Raw genomic sequence first — 19,418 nt, 5'->3', positions numbered from 1 at the left:
TAAAATAGCAATGTTAATTTCATTCTATTTCACTCTAAAGAAGTTTATTATTTTTGATTAAATACTTCTTTGATATGAAATCATTTCTACTATTGATCTTTATTTTTATATTTTGTCTACATCACGGGCAAAACAACAATATTGTCAATCCTGAAAAAATTGAAAATCCGGTTCAGAAAAAAAATAGTGGAAAGATTGTTTTCCTTTCACAAAATACGCCGCTGGACAACCTGAAAGATTCAGATATTCTCACTTCTACTGTATTTCAGGAAAACGGAGATCTTGGTATTCATGCTTTTTTTGATAACTCGCTGATCAATTATCTTCATCAGCTTGAACCCGGCTGGACTATGGATGAATTGTTGAAAAAAGGAAATTATCAGTTCTCATTTTATGTAGACGGAAAACTTATTTATCAGGAAAATATCAATACAGGAGCGGGAACTTCCGACCATAAAAAATTCAAAACCAGCTTACGAATTCCTCTTCTCAGCAGCAAAAATGAAGATTCCTGGGGAAGGTATTTATGGATGCGTTTTTATATGGCTCACGACGGAATTGATGCACTTTCAGCAGGCAATCATGTTCTAAAAATTGAAATCCGCCCTTACCTTACCACTTACACGATCATAACGGGATCAGTCATTGCAGAAGGACAAATCAATCTCACTGTTCCTGCTCAAAACACTACAGAGCAGCAAATCGCCATTCAACCTATTCAGTCCAATAGCGGTTGGAATATTTCACAGGAAAGAATCAATACGGAAAGCATCAGAACTCTGAATAAGAAAATTGCAGAAAACAGGTTCAAAAATATCACCGGAATAGCTGTTATAAAGGAAGGAAAATTACTTATTGAAGAATATTTTAACGGATCCGGAAGAGATTCATTACAGGATACGCGCTCTGTTGGGAAATCTTTTTCTTCTGCTTTAACGGGAATTGCAATCCAGGATGGATATTTAAAAAGTGAAAATCAAACTCTGAAAGAATTTTATGATCTTAAACTTTTTAAAAATTATTCTTCTCAAAAAGAAAATATTACTATAAAAAGCTTACTGACAATGAGTTCAGGATTTGACGGAAATGATGAAAATTCTGAATCTCCGGGAAATGAAGAAAATATGTACCCGACAGAAAACTGGGTAAAGTTTACGCTGGATCTGCCTTTGACAGGGAATAAAACCGGTAAAAACTGGAGTTACTTTACGGCAGGTGTTGTATTATCCGGAGATATTTTGGATAAAACAGTTCCAAAAGGTTTAAAAAATTATGCAGATAAAACATTATTCCAGCCACTCGGAATCACCCGCTATAAATGGCAGTTTACACCACAGCAGAAGCCTTCTTTGGCGGGAGGACTCCGTATGAGACTACTGGATCTTGCAAAATTCGGACAGTTGTATAAAAATAATGGCGACTGGAATGGAAAAACGATATTGAGTAAGGAATGGATTAAAAAATCCTTCACCAATTATTTTCCTGATCATCCTGATTTCGAAGGATATGGCTATCTGTTCTGGCGAAAGATTTACAAGGTGGGAAACAAAAGTTATGAAGCTTTCCAATCCAGTGGAAATGGAGGAAATAAGATTATTATTTTCACTCAGATACCAGTTGTCATAGTAATTACAGCGCAAGCCTACAACAAGCCCTACGCACACCAGCAATCTGAAAAAATAGTACAGGATTATCTTTTACCCGCCTTAAAAATGAGTAATGAATAATCAGTAATGAGTAAGTAATGTAGAAAAGTGAGAATGAATTGCTTATTGCTAAACTATTCGTCTTTTTTTGAAGGAACCAGAAAAACATCAATAAGACCTTCAGGAAGTTCCATTTTGATGATTCTTTCTTCTCTGTCTACCTCAAGAATCCAGTCTTTGATCATTGGAATAACCACTTCTTTTCCATCCAGATTGGTAATGAAATACACCTGTGCTGTCTGATCGTTCACAGATCTGATCACGCCACAGTTGTTATCATTCTGATCAAGAATTTCAAATCCGATGATTTCGTGGTAATAGAATTGTTTTCCTGAAAGTTTAGGCAGTGAAGCAAGCGGAAGGTAAACACTTTTACCCAGCACCTGATCTACCATAGCTTCAGAAGAGTTTTTGAATGCAAGATTCAGAGCATCCAGTTTGCTCCATGATGATTTTTCAATAAAAAATGGAACCAATAATCCGTTGATTTCAACGAATATTGATTCCAATTTATTGTAAAGCTCGGGTTGATCGGTATCCAATTTAAGGATCACGTTACCCGCAAGTCCATGTCTGCGTGTGATTTTTCCTAAAAAATAGCAATCTTCTTTACGCATAACAGGTTTTGTTCTTAAGCTTCAGTGTTTTCTTCAGTTTCAGCAGCAGGAGCTTCTCCTTCTGTAGCTTCAGCAACAACTTCTTCAGCAGGTGCATTAGCAGCTTCTTCAGCAGCTTTAGCATCAGCTTCAGCTTGTGCAGCAGCAGCAACTCTAGCTTCGTTTACTTTTACTTCAGCTTCTAAAGCAGCTTTCTTAGCATCAGCTTTAGCAGTAGCTAAACCTTCTACTTTACCTTGTACTTTAGCATCTTTAGCTTCTACCCAAGCATTGAATCTTTTTTCAGCTTCAGCTTCGTCAAAAGCACCTTTAGCTACACCACCTTGTAAGTGTTTTTTGTAAAGAGCACCTTTGTAAGATAAAATAGCTCTAGCAGTATCAGTAGGCTGAGCACCGTTGTTTAACCACTTTACAGCAGAATCAACGTTCAATTCGATAGTTGCCGGGTTAGTAATTGGGTTGTAAGTACCTAGTTTTTCGATGAATCTACCATCTCTTCTAGCTCTAGAATCTGCAACCACGATGTGGAAAAAAGGTTTTCCTTTTTTACCGTGTCTTTGTAATCTGATTTTTACTGACATAATGTTTGAATTTTACGGGAACTCGTCCCAGTTAAATATTTAAGAGTGCAAAGATAGTAAAAAAGTTTGAAGTAAAGAGCTCTGAGTAAAAAGTTTTATAAAATTCATTATTTTTTAACTAATCAGTGCAAAAGAGAATACTGTTGAAATAATCACAGAAATTAAAACTGCCATAAAAACAACAAAATTATCTCTTGTTTTTCCTGTAATCCCATAGATCACCAAATAGTTGATGATATACGCAGGCACCAGTAGAAAAAATGAAAACTGCCCGGTAGATGTAAGCACAGCCTTAAAAAAAAGACTCCCGGTTACAGAAGCTATGATAAGCCCTAAAAGACTTTTAAAAATGATTTTCTCATCTATCTTATCATTTTCTTTGACTTTTGAAAACTGATCAAATTTATTCAGAATAAAAATCTTTAAATCGCTGCTGCTAATCATTTCTGAAGAAATATTTTCAAGGATAACATCTATATTTTCTCCCTTTTGTACCCTTTTGTGTACTTCAAATGAGATTCTCCCTTTTTCTTTGACTAAAACTTTCCTGTATTCTGCTGTTTTTACAAATTCATCATAATTGAATTGCTGACTGATGGCTTCCCGCAGTTCATCATTGACTTTACCAGTATGATCAGTCATATGAAGATAGGCAGCATGAAGATCTTCTTCATTATAATTTCTGTAAATATTCTTCATCTACACCGTTCCCATATAGAAAAGTCCAAGGCACTTCTGGTTTTCCTCAATGGTCAGAGAGTCTTTCAGCTCGTCCACGATTTTAGGAGAACTCCAGTAACACCCGATATTATTTGCTGTACAGCTAAGATACATATTCTGAACCGCCATTGAAGTCGCTGCTATTTCTTCCCATTCAGGAACCATTCCGCTGAAGTTGACAACAATAGAAACCACAACATTGGCTTTATTGATTTTAAAACCGATATCGTTGTATTTTTTTTCTAAAAAAAGTTGTTCTGGAGTAACGGTCTTATAGATAGCCTGCATTTCTGCTGCCAGCTGTGCTTTTTCTTCTCCTTTGAATATTTTGAAACGCCAAGGCTTAGTACGTTTGTGATTGGGAGCAAACGTGGCAGAATTTACAATCTCTTCCAAAACTTCCTGAGATATTTCTGTGTCTGTATAATCTTTCGGGAAAATACTTCTTCTCTCCTCTATAATTTCTTTTAAAATGGTTGCTTTACTCATACCTGCAAATTTACAACATGAAATTCAATCTTCATTTTAAAATGTTAAGGATGTATAGCCAGTTTACGATTTTTATACGCCTGATAATTGCTTATGATAAATGTTGCTGCAATTATTAAAGCAATCAGAATACTCAGCCATTTTTCATAGACTTCCCCTTTTGCCGGGTTCAGCATAAATAACACAATAAAACTTATGGAATATACTACCCCGGCAATGATCCATCTGTTATCGGGATCAGGATATTCCTTCACGGTACTTGCTTTATTGTAATTAAAAACAGGAAGCAGTTTATGTTGATCCCAAATGACCAATATCAGTACGGCAATCATCATTAAGGAGGTGATTATCCAGGTCCCCGAAAAGGAAAGGCTGAGGGTAATAACCCAGATATTACTCAAGATAGCCAGAAACATCAATGCTCCCAATGTTGCAAAGCGCTGTGTCATCAGTAAAATTCCGGCTGCCACCTGTGCCAGTCCTAAAAAATTCCAATACAATCCGGATTGATATAAAGCTTCAAAAAAGTATCCGATTGGGTTATCAGTTGAAATTCTGGTAAACCTCTCTCCCATAAGCTTTATTAAACCTGATGGAAAAAAAGCAGAGCCTACGAGATAACGAAGGTGAATAATGATCCACTGATTAATTCTGCCTGTTCTTAATTGTTCAAATTTCATAGTATAGTATTTTGCATAGCAAGGTACTAAATAAAAATAAAACTTCAAATATAAATTTGAAGTTAATCTTATTAAGATGAATAACTATATGATACTGCAGAATCTTATTTACAATACCTCTACAATCTTCTGATGGATTTTATTCAGGGTAAACTCGTCTCCGGGTCTCATTCCCATCATTTTTTTAGCCATGGGGCTTTCCGGAGAAATAGCGTAGAATCTGTCGCCCTCAAAAAAGAACTCTCCCAGCGACACGGAAATGTAGAACCTGGCTTTATTGGTAATCACCAGTGAACCGAGCTGTACCCTTTCTGTAGCTGTATTTAGAACCTTTGCCATATTCCTCCTAAGATCATTCAATGCGCCAAGTTGCCGCTGCATCTGATAAATTTCCTCCTGCATTTCTTCTCTCATGCTGTCATATTTCGGAGTTTTTTTGATGTCACGGCTGGCTTCCAGGGTAAATTCTATAAAGTTTTTCAATTTTTCAATTTTCTCTGCGATGGTGGTCTTCACAAAGTCTCTGATATCACTTTTTTCAAATACAATCTTCTCCATACAATCTATTCTTTATATAAAGATAATATTTTTAGAATAATATTTCAATGACTTAACATAAAATAACGCTTCCTCAACCAACAGTATTAATAAAAATCCCTGTAATAAAAAAGCCCTGTACATTATACAAGGCTTTCCTATTATTTTTCAGCAAGTTTCTTCAGATCTCCCAGTCCCTGGCTAAACATTTTGTCCATATTACTGTCCATCATAGGCTTCATAATTTTCATCATGGTATTCAGCTCATTATCTATCATCCAGGTCACTTTTGTACCGCTGCCCTCAGGAGTCAGTATGATATTACTTTTAGCAGTTCCCTCAAAAGGCTGTATGAAATGAAGCTGGGTTCCCAGTTTTTCATTCGGGATAATTTCTGTGATAGACTGTTCTCCTTCACTGCCGTCACCCTTCCAGTGATAAGAGCTGCCAGGCTGGTTACCCGCACCTGAATAAGTGACAGAAAAGTTTTTGATTTCTTTAGAAAAAGGATCCCAGGTATTGTATGCTTGTAAAGAGCTGGTATGCTGCCATACTTTTTCCTTTGGAGCATTAATGACAATTGATTTTTCATAGTGATAATCTTTACTGAAAGCCAGCATGGCAATGACAGCATAGATAAGAATCAGTACGATGATAATACCGATAATTTTTAAGAGTGTTTTCATAGTCTGTATATTTAAGGTTACTTATTTAATGATGACTTTTTAAATCTGTTCTCAAAATTAAATATTCCCACATCACTCCTTCTTTCCATATGACAAGATTAATTAAAGATAAGGTATTTTTGTCATACCACACCAGTAAGGCATTATTTTTGAGCGTTTCAGCTGTGATTCCCGATGAATCATTAAATTTACCTTATCTAAAAAGATCAAAAAAATGAATATTTTAACAGAAAAATTTAACACTCCATATCATTCGGCTCCGTTCGACAGTATTAAAAATGAAGATTATCTGCCTGCATTTAAAGATTTAATTCAAAAATCTGAAGCGGAAATTGATGCTATTGTCAACAATCCTGATGCTCCCACATTCGAAAATGTTATTGAAGCTTTGGCCTATTCGGGAGAACAGCTGGATGTGGTTTCTAATATTTTTTTCAACTTAAATTCTGCAGAAACCAGCGATGAGATCCAGCAGATTGCCCAGGAGGTTTCTCCGATCTTAACGGAATATTCTTCAAAAATTTCTCAAAACGAGGCCCTTTTCAACAAAATCAAGAAAGTATATGATGAAAAGGAAAAATATAATCTCAACGAGGAGCAGGAAATGCTTTTGAATGAGACCTACAAAGGTTTTGTAAGAAGCGGAGCTTTACTGAATGAGGAAGACAAAGAAAAATTAAAGAAAATCAGCATGGATCTTTCTGTAAAATCTTTACAGTTCGGACAAAATGTTCTGGCTTCCACCAATGCTTATTTTAAACATATCACCAATAAGGAAGATCTAGCAGGAATTCCTGAAGCCATCATGGATCAATATGCCGAAGAAGCCAAAGAAAGAAACCTTGACGGTTGGGTGGTCACGTTACAGTATCCAAGTTATATCCCGTTCATGACGTATGCTGAAAACCGTGAACTGAGAAAGGAACTGGCTTTGGCCAATGGTAAAAAATCTTTCGACGGTGATGAATTTGACAATCAGAATTTGATTAAAGAACTTCTGAATTTAAAACAACAAAAAGCTGAACTTTTAGGATATAAAAACTACGCTGATTTCGTTCTTGAAGAAAGAATGGCCAAGTCTCCGGTGAAAGTTTTCGATTTTTTAAATGAACTTCTTACCAAAGCAAAACCTTATGCTGATAAAGAAATTGAAGAATTAAAATCTTTAGCAAAAGCTGACGGGATTGAAGAAATGCAAGGCTATGACCATGCATTTTATGCTGAAAAACTTCGTAAGGCGAAATTTGATCTTAATGATGAAGAATTAAAACCTTATTTTCCATTACATCAGGTTCAGGATGCTGTATTCGGGCTGGCTGGAGAACTTTTCGGACTGACATTTGAGGAAAGAAACGACATTCCGAAATATCATGAAGATGTAAAGGTATATGAAGTAAAAGAGAACGGAAATTACAAATCATTATTATATGTTGATTATTTTCCAAGAAAAGGAAAAAGAGCCGGTGCATGGATGACCAGCTACAAAAACCAGTATAAGCGAAACGGCGAAAATTCCCGTCCGCATATTTCAATTGTCTGCAACTTCAGCAAACCGACAAAAGATACCCCTAGCTTATTGACCTTCCAGGAAGTGACGACTCTTTTCCATGAGTTTGGGCACGCTCTTCACGGAATGATGGCGGATACTCAATATCCTACTCTTTCCGGAACTTCTGTGAAATGGGACTTTGTAGAACTTCCTTCACAGTTTCTGGAAAACTTCTGCTATGAGCCTGAGTTCCTGAAAACTTTTGCAAAACACTATAAAACAGGAGAAGTTCTTCCTGACGAAAAAATTGAAAAAATTGAGCAGTCCAAAAATTTCATGGAAGGTTACCAGACTTTAAGACAGCTAGGTTTCGGACTTCTGGACATGAATTATCACACTAAAGTGGCAGAACTGGAACATGAAAGTGTAAAAGAGTTTGAAGATAGATATACCAAAGCAACCACTCTTTATCCTTCGAATTCTGAAACAGCGATGAGCCCAAGCTTTTCTCACATTTTCCAGGGAGGATATTCGGCAGGATATTATTCTTACAAATGGGCGGAAGTTCTGGATGCTGATGCTTTCCAGTATTTCAAAGAAAACGGAATTTTCAATCCTGAGATTGCAGCCAAATATAAAGTATTGCTTTCTTCGGGCGGAACAAAAGATCCAATGGAGCTTTACAAAAGTTTCAGAGGCAGTGAACCTAAAGTGGAAAGTCTGTTGAAAAGAGCATTTGGATAGGATATACCTTGAAAATTATGACAGAAGAAATCAACAAGTTAGAAGCTGTTTTTAATCAATCTTTAAAAACAGTTTTTGAAAGTATAACTCCTGAAAAGATTGATGAAATTCTTGACAACAGAGATTCTGCAGAGTTTTCTGATGAATGGATGAAAGCCTATCAGGCAATTGAAGAAAAATCTTTAGATGAGGAAACAGAAGACAAAATAAGTGATATCCGGAAGGAAATTTTTATTTCCACCTTCAAAACCACCGACTCTTCAGATCTTCCCGCTTATATTTCCGATGATTTTGGTTTGATCTGCTCTTACCATATTCATCAGATTGAAAATAGCTGGGTAACCAATTTGCTTTTCACTTATCTTCATCATCAGATTCCAGATGGTGAACTGCTGAAAACAGAAAAAACAATAAAAGAACTGATTGAATAGATCAGAAAACACAAAAAAAGAACAGCGTTTGCTGTTCTTTTTGTTTTAAATTAGCCGCTCGAAAACCTCAAAATAATTCCTGATCCATGACCATTCAAGAACAAATCCAGGACTATATCAACAGTCAGCCGGAACTGAAACGCAATGATATGCAGGAACTCCACAACATTATTGTGGAACTCATGCCGGAATGCCAGCTGTGGTTTCTGGATGGTAAAACAATGAAAATAAAACAGTTTCCAATCCTAATATCGGATATGGATCATATACCATGCAGTATGCAGATGGAAAAACCAGAGATTTTTATCAGATTGGAATGAGTGCCAATACCACAGGAATTTCCATCTACATTATGAATATCGGTGATAAGGCCTATTTAGCCAAAACATATGGAGATAAAATAGGGAAAGCCAGTGTAACAGGATATTGTATTAAATTCAAAACGTTGAAAGATATCAACATTGAAATCCTGAAAGCTGCCATACTGAATGGACTTAAAGAGTAAAAAGCTAAATTTGCACCTTATAGTAAACATCCATTCTGTAATTCTAAATAATGAGCACGATAAAACAAAGATTAGAAAACGTAAAAAAACTTCAGGCCAAAAGATGGGAAAACGAAGATCACTGGGATACTTTAAATGATCTGTTGGTTAAAGAATTAGATGAAATTTTATTGATTGAGCCTGAAAACACTTCGGCTTTAATTAATATTGGTGCTATTTACTCGGATATGGGAGAAAATAAACAGGCATTGGAGTATTTAAAAACGGCATTAGATTTGGGTTCTAAAGACAAAAATCTCTTTGTAAACCTCGCTATTGTGCTTGTTTATATGGAGAAACATCAGGAAGAGTATTTGGAATATCTAGAAGAAGCAGAGGATAAAACGGAAGATCCTCTCACTTTTAAAGCGTATTTTGATCCTCAGTCCCGGTAAAATCAAATTAATTAAAAACTTAAAATCATGTTATTAGCCATCTTACTTCCCTTCTTATCTTTCATGGTCCGTGGAAAAGTTTTCACCGGAATTATCTGCCTTATCTTACAGATCACTCTGATCGGATGGCTTCCTGCGGCAATCTGGGCTGTACTTTCTTTAAATAATGAAAGAGCAGACAAAAGAAATGACCGATTGATCAAAGCCATGCGGGAAAATAAAAGATAAAACTTACCAAGACTACACAAACACTTGATTTAAAATCAATTAATAAACATTATCTATTGTTTTTCAGTTTCTGATTTATAAATTTCATCAAAAAAAATTGCGAAACCGAAAAGTTGCACATATATTTGCAACCATATAGTTTCATTTAAAAATTATCACCTATGAGAAGAGATATTTTTCAGGCTATAGCAGATCCTACACGAAGAGCTATTATTGCACTGATCGCAGTACAGGCGATGACGCCCAATGCCATAGCAGAGCATTTTGATACGACCAGACAGGCCGTTTCAAAACATCTGAAAATTCTGACAGAGTGTGAATTGGTGACTCAAAATCATCAAGGAAGAGAAATTTATTACTTTCTAGAAATTGATAAAATGAAAGAAATAGACCATTGGCTGGAACAGTTCAGAAAGATATGGGAAAGCCGTTTCGAACAGCTTGACACGTTACTGGCAACTTTGAAAAGCCAGCAGAAATAAAGTTTAATACGACAACCAAACTATAAAAATATTAATATGAAACATCTTCTTCAGTTCGATTTCCTTGCAGATAAGGAAAAGAACACCTTAACCATCAGACGTGAGTTTATAGCGAACAGACAATTGGTCTGGGATTGCTACACGAAAAGTGACCTTCTTGATCGTTGGTTCGCCCCCAAACCATTTACTACCAAAACAAAATCTATGGAATTCCGTGAAGGTGGACACTGGCATTATGCAATGGTAGAACCTGACGGAAAAGAATACTGGAGCTGGGTTGGCTATCACAAGATCAATCCAATTGATTCTTATACTTCAAGTGATGCGTTTTGCAATGAAAAGGGAGAAATCAATACAGATCTTCCCCAGGCAAAATGGACAGTAACTTTCACGGATAAAAATGAGAATACCCTTGTAGAAACAATTGTACACTATCAGTCCTTAGCTGATCTGGAAACCATTATCGAAATGGGAATGGAACAGGGAATGATGGCAACTCTTGAAAAACTTGACGAATTATTATTAACATTAAACCCATAAAAATGAGCCACAAAATCACAGTTTCTGCAGTCATCAATGCAGATGCACAAAAAGTATGGAATTATTACACCCAACCGGAGCATATCACCCAATGGAACTTTGCTGATCCTTCCTGGCAATGTCCTTCTGCTTCAAATGATATGAAAGTCGGAGGAAAATATGCTGCAAGAATGGAAGCAAAAGACGGAAGTTTCGGTTTCGACTTTGAAGCTGTTTATAATGAAATAAAAGATGGTGAAAACTTTACCTATACCATGCCGGACGGAAGACAGGTACATGTTGACTTTAAAGAAGACAATGGCCAAACCCATGTAGATGTAGCTTTTGATCCTGAAAACCAGAATCCTGAAGACATGCAGAAAGGAGGCTGGCAAGCAATTCTTGATAATTTCAAAAAATATACGGAATCAAATTAAAAATTTTCAATTGAGAGTTGATATAAAGCTGGATGTTTTACATTCAGCTTTTATTTTTAAGGGATCGGAAACCTTTGAACTCTGATATTGTTGTAAATTTACATCTGAAGACTGAAATATCTGAGATTAGTACCAGAAAGAACTGCAATCCTTGTCAAGATTTAAAACCTAGAACCCCAATTTTTTGAAGCTATGAAAGAAAATAAATACGACAATCCTTCATTTTTTGATCAATACGAAAAAATGCTCCGTTCTCAGATAGGATTAGAGGGAGCAGGAGAATGGCACACCTTAAAAAATATGCTGCCTGATTTTCAAGGAAAAAATGTTCTTGACCTTGGCTGTGGTTTCGGGTGGCATTGCCGCTATGCGATAGAACACGGAGCAAAATCTGTAACCGGAATTGATCTTTCAGAAAAAATGCTGGCAAAAGCTATGGAAATCAATAATCTTGAAGGAATTCAATATGAAAGAAAAGCCCTTGAAGATGTTGACTATCCTGCCGAACAATTTGACATCATATTGAGCTCTCTTACCTTGCATTATATAGAATCTTTTGGTACCATCGCTCAACAGATTTATAAATGGATTATTCCCGGCGGATCATTTGTATTTTCAGTAGAGCATCCTGTTTTCACGGCAGAAGGCGGTCAGGATTGGGTATATGATAAAAATGGTGAAAAAACCTGCTGGCCGGTAGACCGATATTTTATAGAAGGAAAAAGGAATACTACTTTTCTGGGAGAACATGTCATCAAATATCACCGTACTTTAACTTCCTATTTAAATACATTATTAAAAGCAGGTTTTAAAATCAAAGAAGTTATTGAACCTCAACCAGAAGAAGAGATGTTGAAAGAAATTCCGGAGATGAAAGAGGAACTCCGCAGACCAATGATGTTGCTCATTTCAGCTGAAAAATAATTTTCGACCAGAAATTCCCGCATGCATTCCCCTTATTATCTGATGATGTAAGAAATACTAAAAAAACAATATCATTTTCTGTTTTTCATTCGGAAGAACATCGTCCGGAACTTTAAGAATATCGATCATTACAAAAAACATACAGAGAATAGTGATCAAAAATTGGAGAAAGCCGTTCACCATGGTGGTTCTGTTTTTACCCCAAAAGAATTGATGAAAATATGAATTTGCTGCAGCAGAGTTCGAAGACCCGGAAGGAAACAGAATTGCAATGCAAAAAACAATACAATAGCATACCATTCATTGCATATTATTTTTTTTAATACAGTTGATGCATATTTTGTATATTTAAACAACCATTTGAAATCTAATTTGGTAAATAACTATGGCGGAAGAACTATATTTCATCAAGACCAATCCCACTATTGCCAAAATTAATTTGTACAATAAACTCAGCCGTGAAGAAGAACATATTCTGAAATTTCTTCAACCTGAAGCGAAAAACAGCCTTGAAACCATTAAAGAAAAAGTAAAAAGTTCTGTTGAAGAGCTTACTCAGGAAGAACTTCTGCTTATTTTTCAATGGTTTCACAAAGTATATTCTTCAGATCACGAAGAGACCAAAACACAGCTTTTCATCAATGGTATTGATCTTTTTTATGAAATTCCAACAACCGTTCATGCCGAAAATTTCCTTCAGATCCTTTCCGATTATGAAAAACTGCTGAAAAAGGACATGAATTATATTGTGGATTCTAAAAATTTCAATCAATTTCTGATCTACGGAATATTTCTGACAGAGATGATCAACAGAAAACAAAATTCTGATAATATCCTTTGTGAATATCTGAAACCGGATAACCAGTCTTTGTACCTTATGGCAGAAGACCAATGTGGCTTGAAAGATTTTGATCCTGCCATCATCCCGGATCTTCAGCATTACTTTACCGATCTTTATGATCTGACCAGATTTTACAAGGGATCTATCATCAAGCTTGAGCAGGAATAGAAAATTATGCGGTTTATGTAACATCCTGCATTCAATAATTGTCTTTTATAGTATTGAACCAGGATAAAAACTATAACATAGCCGGCAGTTTCCTTTTACGATGCGGAACTGCTTGCTTTTTTTATGAAACTTCTGACATCAGGTTAAAGAACAGCAAAAGCTTTATGAACAACTTTACATCAGATACTCAAATCATCATCAGAAAAGGATTCAGTGATGATCTTCCGGAAATGCTACAGCTTTTTACGGCAACCATAGATGAAGTATGTAAAAAAGACTATAATACTCAACAGCTTGAAGCCTGGAAATCCGGGGCTCAGAATGAGGAGAGATGGATGAAAGTGATCCGTGATCAATATGTTTTGATTGCGATTATAAAAAATAAGATCGCTGGTTTTTGTACACTTGATGACGGAAATTATATTGATATGCTTTTTGTACACAAAGATCATCAGCACCAAGGTATTGCAACCATGCTTTATCGTCAGATTGAAAAAGAAGTTTTGCTGAATTATGAAACGAAGGTTACTGCAGATGTAAGCAAAACGGCCAGACCATTTTTTGAAAAAACAGGCTTTCAGGTTGTTCAGGAAAAAACGGTCTATGTAAAAGGAGTTTCTTTGACCAACTTTACAATGATCAAAAACCTCATCGCTTAATTTTCAGGCTTATGGAATTACATTCTGAATACAAAGAGTATAGAATTTCAGTTCCTCAGGAATTTGAAAATGTATTTACTCATTTTTATTTTGCGGAAAATACCTCTGAAAATCCGGTTACCAAAACACTGCTGCCTACTTATCAGACTATTTTACTATTCTGCTTCGGAGAAAGTGCTACAATGTCTAGCCGTGGAAAAACCATCATACAGATAGATAAATGTATGGTGTTCGGGCCAGTGAGGCAAGCTTTTGAATATACACTTCCCGCAGGATGCTCTATTTTGGTTGCCAATTTTAAGGATGATGCTTTCTTCAGATTTTTTGGAAAAATATCTATTGAACAATTGGTAAAACATCCGGATGAACTGCTGGAAGAAAATTGTTTTACAGACCTTTGGCATCAGCTTAAAAGCTTAGATTTAGTCACAAAACAGGTAGATTACATTCTTGAATTCTGTAAACCTTATCTGCAGGATCGGGACATTACAGGACAGCTGTTGAGTAGTTTTGAGAATGATCTGTTAAATCCCGTTAAAGTAATTGCAGAACAGACTCAGCAGACAGAAAGAAACATCCAGCGAAAGCAGAAAGAGCAGTTTGGCTATTCTTTAAAAGAACTTAACCGTTACAATCGATTTTTAAAAGCTATACAAATCATTGAAAAGGAAACTGAAAGGCAAAACCCTGTCAAGTGGTTTACGATCATTGATGAATGTGGCTATTATGACCAGAGCCAGCTTATCCATGATTTCAGGCATTTTATCAACATTTCTCCGGCTCAATATTTAAAATTCCAGCAGGAAATCTGTAATCCCAGGTCCGGATAGACCGTTTCGTTTTCTTACAATTTTTGAGAAGGACGCCGCAGTACTTTTGTCTCATTAATCTTAACAATCAAAACAATGAGACATTTAATCATTTACGCGCATCCAAATGAAAACAGTTTAAATCATCATCTTTTAAACACAGTTGTTGAAACCCTTCAGTTTCGTAACGAGGAAGTTGTTGTGAGAGATCTTTATACCATAGACTTTGATCCTGTACTTTCTCTGGATGATATGCAGGGACAGCGTATGGGAAAAGTTTTGGATGATGTAAAAACCGAACAGGAATACATTTCGTGGGCAGAGCAGATTACTTTTATCTACCCAATCTGGTGGACCGGACTTCCTGCGATAATGAAAGGATACATAGACCGTGTTTTCAGCTATGGATTTGCCTACCGTTATGATCAGGGGATACAGAAAGGACTCCTGAAAAGTAAAAAGACGGTGATTATCAATACCCATGGAAAATCTCATGAAGAATATGAAAAAACAGGAATGGATAAAGCATTGACACTAACTTCTGACAATGGCATTTTTATCTATTCAGGGCTTGAAATCATCAGGCATTTATTTTTTGATAAAGCAGATAAAGCTTCTCCCGAAAATCTGGAAATCTGGAAAGGTCAGATTAAAAATTTATACTCTGAACATGTTCTTAACTATTAATTTTTTTCTTTAAAAAAACTTATTGAAAAATGAATGATTTACCCTTTATCAGAAGCTTTATGCAAGGCAACTAAGAAAATAATAAAATACAGTTTTTACATCTTTATCCTGTATTTTATTTTTAAGGGATTTATGGCATGAAATTAGCTTCAAAAATCGCAAGTAAAATTGTTTTGAACCATTATTTTAAGCCATTAAGATTGATGGATGGTTAAGTTTTTCTTTTAAAACAAATCTTGTTATAACCCTGCAATGCGTCTTAATGGTTTAAATATTGGATCCTCAGGAATTCCCTGTATATTTGCATCACAATGAAACATCTGAACAGTATATTACGTCTTCCATTCTTCAGTGAATATTACACTCCGGGCTATCGTTCGGGAAGACTTTCTATATCTGTAATCCAATAAAATAATCTAACGTATATATAGAGCCCGGACATTACCTGTCCGGGCTTTTTTCATTTTAAAACTATTCAACATGATTCATCCATTACAAGAAAATGTGGCTATCATCCTGCCTGAAAACGGTCTGGAAGAAAAACTGGCTCTGGCCTCTAAAGAAAACAGAAAACTTTCCATCAAACTGGGTTTTGATCCCACGGCTCCGGATCTTCATCTGGGGCATGCTGTGGTCTTAAAAAAACTGAAACAGTTTCAGGATCTGGGACATCAGATCATTATTATTGTGGGAAGTTTTACAGCAAGGATTGGCGATCCCACAGGAAAAAACAAAGCAAGAAAACCTTTAAGCGCTGAAGATGTACAGCATAATGCCCAGACTTATATCAATCAGCTTTCAAAGGTAATTGATGTACAGAAGACAAAGATTGTTTTCAATTCCGACTGGCTGGATGCCCTTACTTTTTCTGAGGTGATCCAGCTTCTTTCAAGAGTTACCGTTGCACAGCTGATGCACCGAAATGATTTTAATAAAAGGTTTACAGAAAATACACCTATTGCCATGCATGAACTGGTTTACCCGATTCTTCAGGGTTTTGATTCTGTAAAAATTGAGTGCGATATTGAGATGGGAGGCACAGACCAGCTGTTCAACTGTACGATGGGAAGACAGCTTCAGGAGGTGCATCAAATGCCCGCTCAGATTGTCATGTGTATGCCATTGCTGAGAGGTCTTGACGGAAAGGAAAAAATGAGTAAATCCCTGAACAATATTATCGGACTGACGGATGAGCCTAATGAAATGTTTGGAAAAACCATGTCTATTCCTGATGCTTTGATTGAAGAGTTTATCAACCTGACTACCGATTTTTCGATGGAAGAAAAAACAGCGATTTTTTCCCGGTTAAACGAAGGCGAAAACCCAATGAATATAAAAAAACTGATTGCCAAAAATATCATCAGCCAGTACCATGATCCGGCTTCGGCTGACAATGCAGAACAGTTTTTTATCAATCAGTTTCAGAATAAAAATTCTGAAGAGAAAGTGTATGAACGTGTGGCGATCGCTTCATTGAAAAGTATGGAAAACACAATTTCTCTTGTTGAACTCTGCCATCAGCTTAAAAGCGACCTCAGCAAATCAGCAATCCGGAGGTTAATTGAGAGCGGAGGAATTCAGATCAATACAATCAAAATAACAGATGCTGATGAAAAAATGGAACTGACCCCTCAAACTAAAATTAAAATAGGGAGAAGGGGCTTTTTTGAGTTAATATAAGGCTGGAAGATGGAAGCTGGAGGATGGAAGTTTCTGGCGGAAGTCAAACATCTGAAGTTTGTTGAGTGGAATATTTTTTAAAAAACAGAAGTTACAATAAAAAATGCAGAAGTTCTCTACAGCACAATAGTAACTTCCAGCTTCCTTCTTCCAGCTTCCAACCTTTACAACCTTTAACCCATGCAAGAAGAAATAGGACTGAAAATTGCATTCAAGTAAGAGCTTAATTTTTTATTTTTGACTATGGATCTTAACCTGCGCTATAAACAAGCTGATGATACTGATATTGATTATCTTCTCGATCTCAGAATGAAAACCATGAATCCTCATTATGAAAATTCCAGGCTTTCTACCGACAGGGAGACAACTTTGCAAAGAATTCTGTATCAGTTTGAAAAAGCCAATATCATTTTTTTAAATGATCAGCCCATCGGGCTGTTAAAAGTAGACAGAACATTTACCAATATTGAGGTTCTGCAGCTTCAGATTGATCCCAGTCAACAGGGCAAAGGGCTTGGAAAAAAGATCTTGTCAGATATTTTAGAAGAAGCTTCTTTAGCAGGGAAAACGGTTTCATTAAGTGTTTTAAAAACGAATAAAGCACAGCATCTTTATAAAAGTCTTGGGTTCAGAATTGTGGGGGAAGACCAGTATTCTTATTTTATGGAAACGGAAAGGCAATAGATGCTTTTTTTAAGTTTTGACTAAAGCCGCTGAATGTTCCCTTTGATTTAAACACAAATCTCAAATAAATGAGCACAAATGGGCACGATCATCTGTGAGATTCTTCATTACATTTCGTTCCATCAGAATGACACTCCGGAAATAAGCCTTGATTATCCGTTAGTCTTTACTGGTTTGCCATGGTTACGTAAATCAATCTTCCGCCTTCTTCTGCAGATAACAATATTTTTTTACCATCAGTGAGTTCTACCATAGAGCCTGGTGGAATTTCTTTCTGTTCTGTGACATCCTTCATTCCTGATAAGCTTTGGTTGACCAATACCCATCTTCCCTGGTGGAACGTAAAATATCCTACCGGCATTTTATCCTGCATCGTCAGATTCTCGTTGCGTATCACTTTCCTGGAAACATGCCATTTGAAAAGATACTGATTATGATAAACCATGAGCCTGTGATTTTCCGGTTTCCATACCTCATCATCAAATTTAAAATATAAGTCTAAAACGGGTAATGTTCCCTGATGTGGTGTTCCGCAAAACGGGCATTTGGGATTACTCGTATTATCAAAGACGTACCATTTTTCTGTACAATCCGGATTAAGACATGGTTGGATCAGATCTACGGTTTTCAACAAAGCTGTTTCCCATTCATTGGCAGTGGGACGTCTGATGGGATCATGTAATCCATCAACGAATGTCTTTCTGAACAATTCTGAAATATAAGGGCCTGTAACCGTATAAGGAATTTTCTGAGGGTCGCCCCAGAATGCATCCCATTTTCTGAGATGATCGGACTTCACATGGTTGGAATTATTTTGCGGATGTTCTACAAACATTGCTTTTTCTCCCATGGACAGAATTTCATCTTTTTCAGAATCCAGATCCCAGATTTTACCTCCACGCAGCGGATGCCTTCTTAGCAGATACATATAAATGAGAACCGCAAGAGCATGCAGGTCTGTTTTTTGATTGGGTAAATGCCTGTCCGGATCCTGAAGTTTCAGATGTTGGGTTTTTAAAACTTCAGGCGCAATAAAGTCGGCGGTTCCTATGACTTCCGGTGGAAAGAGTCTGGGAACCACAAGACCGTCAATATCGATAATACAGGCAGATTTTGTAACGGGATCTACCAGAATATTGTTATAAGACAAATCGGAGTGTGCCAGTCCCATCTGATGCAGCTTTTTCACTCCTCTGCTGATATTGACTGCAATCTGAAAATAGCTCAGCCAATCTCCCAATTCTGACCGATCCAGTCTCAACGGATACTGCTGATTCCGGAACATGGGAGCGGTAAACCACTTCCCCACTTTATCCTGTCCCTGGATATTATCCGAACCGATATAACCTTTGGCAAAATAAAATTTATGGTGATAAACAGGAACTACAATTCCCGTTAGTTTATTTCTTTCAACAATATCATAAGGCCATCTGAATATTTCGTTCAGAAAGTACTCTGAAGCATTTCCACTCTGTAAACTTTGCAGATAAGTGGAAACAATTCTCATGATTCTTTCTTTTTGTCCTTCATCCAGCGGATTCCGGTAAAAAGCAACTACATATTCTTTATCAGGCGAAAAATAAACATCCTTCACCCCGCCCCGGATAGGGTTTTCATCTACGTATTCATAGGATTTGGCTGTATCCAGAACAGAGACAACCTTAATGGTCTTTTTCATTCG

Annotated in this window: 25 protein-coding genes; 17 read left to right on the top strand and 8 right to left on the bottom strand. The window is 36.5% G+C overall.

What is annotated here, in order from left to right:
* Nucleotides 1-74: 74 nt before the first annotated feature.
* On the top strand, nucleotides 75-1,727 hold the full coding sequence (locus AC59HC_RS11365) for a serine hydrolase domain-containing protein (protein WP_496558622.1): 1,653 nt from the start codon (nucleotides 75-77) through the stop codon (nucleotides 1,725-1,727).
* A gap of 53 nt (nucleotides 1,728-1,780) precedes the next feature.
* On the opposite strand, the gene rimM is transcribed toward AC59HC_RS11365, so the two are convergent.
* The 7 genes from rimM to AC59HC_RS11330 all read right to left on the bottom strand — a co-directional run bounded on the left by rimM (nucleotide 1,781) and on the right by AC59HC_RS11330 (nucleotide 6,016).
* A complete protein-coding gene (gene rimM / locus AC59HC_RS11360) occupies nucleotides 1,781-2,323 on the bottom strand; it encodes a ribosome maturation factor RimM (RefSeq protein ID WP_110010066.1) in 543 nt (180 codons plus the stop codon).
* 14 nt (nucleotides 2,324-2,337) lie between these two features.
* Entirely contained in the window at nucleotides 2,338-2,904 is a 567-nt protein-coding gene (locus AC59HC_RS11355) for a 30S ribosomal protein S16 (protein WP_062673921.1), read from the bottom strand.
* 114 nt (nucleotides 2,905-3,018) lie between these two features.
* Nucleotides 3,019-3,603 (bottom strand): hypothetical protein, encoded by a 585-nt coding sequence (locus tag AC59HC_RS11350; RefSeq protein ID WP_343639591.1) that lies wholly within the window; start codon nucleotides 3,601-3,603, stop codon nucleotides 3,019-3,021.
* Nucleotides 3,604-4,113, bottom strand: a complete 510-nt coding sequence (locus AC59HC_RS11345; RefSeq protein WP_120232096.1) for a nitroreductase family protein — start codon at nucleotides 4,111-4,113, stop codon at nucleotides 3,604-3,606.
* Between the two features lie 44 nt (nucleotides 4,114-4,157).
* Nucleotides 4,158-4,793, bottom strand: coding sequence for a DoxX family membrane protein (locus AC59HC_RS11340; protein WP_496558621.1), 636 nt, complete (start codon nucleotides 4,791-4,793; stop codon nucleotides 4,158-4,160).
* A gap of 108 nt (nucleotides 4,794-4,901) precedes the next feature.
* Nucleotides 4,902-5,351, bottom strand: coding sequence for a hypothetical protein (locus tag AC59HC_RS11335; protein ID WP_496558620.1), 450 nt, complete (start codon nucleotides 5,349-5,351; stop codon nucleotides 4,902-4,904).
* A 140-nt stretch (nucleotides 5,352-5,491) separates the two neighbouring features.
* The gene (locus AC59HC_RS11330) at nucleotides 5,492-6,016 is read right to left on the bottom strand and encodes an SRPBCC family protein (RefSeq protein WP_330747477.1); all 525 of its coding nucleotides are present in this window, start codon (nucleotides 6,014-6,016) and stop codon (nucleotides 5,492-5,494) included.
* Between the two features lie 214 nt (nucleotides 6,017-6,230).
* Here AC59HC_RS11330 and AC59HC_RS11325 point away from each other — a divergent pair, with 214 nt between their 5' ends.
* The 16 genes from AC59HC_RS11325 to AC59HC_RS11250 all read left to right on the top strand — a co-directional run bounded on the left by AC59HC_RS11325 (nucleotide 6,231) and on the right by AC59HC_RS11250 (nucleotide 17,737).
* The gene (locus AC59HC_RS11325; RefSeq protein ID WP_482400179.1) at nucleotides 6,231-8,249 is read left to right on the top strand and encodes a M3 family metallopeptidase; all 2,019 of its coding nucleotides are present in this window, start codon (nucleotides 6,231-6,233) and stop codon (nucleotides 8,247-8,249) included.
* Between the two features lie 17 nt (nucleotides 8,250-8,266).
* Nucleotides 8,267-8,680 carry an immunity protein PIM1 family protein gene (locus tag AC59HC_RS11320; protein ID WP_482400180.1) on the top strand — a complete coding sequence of 138 codons (414 nt, stop codon included), beginning with the start codon at nucleotides 8,267-8,269 and terminating at the stop codon, nucleotides 8,678-8,680.
* 86 nt (nucleotides 8,681-8,766) lie between these two features.
* Nucleotides 8,767-9,000, top strand: a complete 234-nt coding sequence (locus tag AC59HC_RS11315) for a hypothetical protein (RefSeq protein ID WP_496558619.1) — start codon at nucleotides 8,767-8,769, stop codon at nucleotides 8,998-9,000.
* Complete coding sequence (locus tag AC59HC_RS11310) at nucleotides 8,997-9,185, top strand: hypothetical protein (RefSeq protein ID WP_496558618.1); 189 nt, start codon at nucleotides 8,997-8,999, stop codon at nucleotides 9,183-9,185. The genes AC59HC_RS11315 and AC59HC_RS11310 overlap by 4 nt, the downstream gene beginning before the upstream one ends.
* A 50-nt stretch (nucleotides 9,186-9,235) precedes the next feature.
* Complete coding sequence (locus AC59HC_RS11305) at nucleotides 9,236-9,619, top strand: hypothetical protein (RefSeq protein WP_496558617.1); 384 nt, start codon at nucleotides 9,236-9,238, stop codon at nucleotides 9,617-9,619.
* Between the two features lie 27 nt (nucleotides 9,620-9,646).
* On the top strand, nucleotides 9,647-9,847 hold the full coding sequence (locus AC59HC_RS11300) for a YqaE/Pmp3 family membrane protein (protein ID WP_202967943.1): 201 nt from the start codon (nucleotides 9,647-9,649) through the stop codon (nucleotides 9,845-9,847).
* A 161-nt stretch (nucleotides 9,848-10,008) separates the two neighbouring features.
* Nucleotides 10,009-10,329 carry an ArsR/SmtB family transcription factor gene (locus AC59HC_RS11295; protein WP_047378845.1) on the top strand — a complete coding sequence of 107 codons (321 nt, stop codon included), beginning with the start codon at nucleotides 10,009-10,011 and terminating at the stop codon, nucleotides 10,327-10,329.
* A gap of 36 nt (nucleotides 10,330-10,365) precedes the next feature.
* On the top strand, nucleotides 10,366-10,869 hold the full coding sequence (locus AC59HC_RS11290; protein WP_496558616.1) for an SRPBCC family protein: 504 nt from the start codon (nucleotides 10,366-10,368) through the stop codon (nucleotides 10,867-10,869).
* A 2-nt stretch (nucleotides 10,870-10,871) separates the two neighbouring features.
* Nucleotides 10,872-11,285 carry an SRPBCC family protein gene (locus AC59HC_RS11285; protein WP_496558615.1) on the top strand — a complete coding sequence of 138 codons (414 nt, stop codon included), beginning with the start codon at nucleotides 10,872-10,874 and terminating at the stop codon, nucleotides 11,283-11,285.
* Nucleotides 11,286-11,477: 192 nt separating this feature from the next.
* Complete coding sequence (locus AC59HC_RS11280) at nucleotides 11,478-12,209, top strand: class I SAM-dependent methyltransferase (RefSeq protein WP_496558614.1); 732 nt, start codon at nucleotides 11,478-11,480, stop codon at nucleotides 12,207-12,209.
* Between the two features lie 385 nt (nucleotides 12,210-12,594).
* Nucleotides 12,595-13,218 (top strand): hypothetical protein, encoded by a 624-nt coding sequence (locus AC59HC_RS11275; RefSeq protein WP_496558613.1) that lies wholly within the window; start codon nucleotides 12,595-12,597, stop codon nucleotides 13,216-13,218.
* Between the two features lie 164 nt (nucleotides 13,219-13,382).
* Nucleotides 13,383-13,877, top strand: coding sequence for a GNAT family N-acetyltransferase (locus AC59HC_RS11270; RefSeq protein WP_496558612.1), 495 nt, complete (start codon nucleotides 13,383-13,385; stop codon nucleotides 13,875-13,877).
* Nucleotides 13,878-13,888: 11 nt separating this feature from the next.
* Entirely contained in the window at nucleotides 13,889-14,707 is an 819-nt protein-coding gene (locus AC59HC_RS11265) for a helix-turn-helix domain-containing protein (RefSeq protein ID WP_411413531.1), read from the top strand.
* 75 nt (nucleotides 14,708-14,782) lie between these two features.
* Nucleotides 14,783-15,373, top strand: a complete 591-nt coding sequence (locus AC59HC_RS11260; RefSeq protein ID WP_496558611.1) for an NAD(P)H-dependent oxidoreductase — start codon at nucleotides 14,783-14,785, stop codon at nucleotides 15,371-15,373.
* Between the two features lie 480 nt (nucleotides 15,374-15,853).
* On the top strand, nucleotides 15,854-17,053 hold the full coding sequence (tyrS, locus tag AC59HC_RS11255; RefSeq protein ID WP_343639621.1) for a tyrosine--tRNA ligase: 1,200 nt from the start codon (nucleotides 15,854-15,856) through the stop codon (nucleotides 17,051-17,053).
* Between the two features lie 243 nt (nucleotides 17,054-17,296).
* Complete coding sequence (locus AC59HC_RS11250; protein ID WP_482400186.1) at nucleotides 17,297-17,737, top strand: GNAT family N-acetyltransferase; 441 nt, start codon at nucleotides 17,297-17,299, stop codon at nucleotides 17,735-17,737.
* Between the two features lie 166 nt (nucleotides 17,738-17,903).
* Here the strand turns inward: AC59HC_RS11250 and AC59HC_RS11245 are convergent, their stop codons facing one another.
* Nucleotides 17,904-19,415, bottom strand: coding sequence for a helix-hairpin-helix domain-containing protein (locus tag AC59HC_RS11245; RefSeq protein ID WP_429812912.1), 1,512 nt, complete (start codon nucleotides 19,413-19,415; stop codon nucleotides 17,904-17,906).
* Nucleotides 19,416-19,418: the final 3 nt, after the last annotated feature.

Source organism: Chryseobacterium sp. DZ-32 (assembly GCF_059587025.1).
The sequence above is the reverse complement of the archived record's forward strand: the minus strand, read 5'-3'. Positions and strand labels throughout refer to the sequence as shown.